Below are 702 nucleotides of genomic sequence, written 5' to 3'. Positions count from 1 at the left end.
GTTCAGCGTAAATGTATCAGTCTAGGGCTCCCGGCCTGCTGTCGCAAGTGGTAGGCGGGGTTCGACCACTGACCAGAGGCGGGCAGCCACCTCTGCCGGGGATCCCTGGGCCGAAACGCGGACAATCCGCTGGGGTTCTGCGGCGGCCAGGGTTTCGAATCCGCAGTAAACCCGCCGGTGGAACTCTAGGCCTTCTTGCTCGTTAGTGCTCTGCACCGCTAGCTCAACTGCGCCAGAAGAACGGGAGCGAGCCCGTTCTAGCCCCACCTCGGGGGGCAGATCCAGCCACAGGGTGAGATCCGGCTGTAGCCCGTCGGTGACCCATCGGTTGAGCTGCCGGATCAGATCCAGATCTATGCCCCGGCCATAGCCTTGATAGGCCAGGGTGGAATCGGTAAAGCGGTCGCAAACCACCACCTGCCCTGCCGCCAGAGCCGGCGCGATGACCTTGCTCACGTGTTCAGCCCGATCCGCCGCGTATAGGAGCAACTCCGCCAGAGGGCTAAAGGGATCCCCGTGCAGCAACAGCTCCCGCAGCGTTTTGCCCAGCGCCGTGCCCCCCGGCTCGCGGGTACACAGGCAAGCGTAGCCTTCTTGGCGCAGCCGCTCAACCAAGAGGGCCTGTTGGGTGGTTTTGCCCACCCCTTCCCCGCCTTCTAGGGTGATGAACACACCGTCGTCCTGATACATTCACGCTGAACT

1 protein-coding gene is annotated in these 702 nt (G+C 63.4%); it reads right to left on the bottom strand.

The features are described 5' to 3' along the window. Positions 1 to 21 precede the first annotated feature (21 nt). The gene (gene tmk, locus NW819_RS11145; protein WP_414413780.1) at positions 22 to 672 is read right to left on the bottom strand and encodes a dTMP kinase; all 651 of its coding nucleotides are present in this window, start codon (positions 670 to 672) and stop codon (positions 22 to 24) included. Between the last annotated feature and the right edge of the window lie 30 nt (positions 673 to 702).

This window comes from Synechococcus sp. R8-2 (assembly GCF_047461715.1).
Lineage (GTDB): Bacteria > Cyanobacteriota > Cyanobacteriia > Thermostichales > Thermostichaceae > Thermostichus.
The sequence above is the reverse complement of the archived record's forward strand: the minus strand, read 5'-3'. Positions and strand labels throughout refer to the sequence as shown.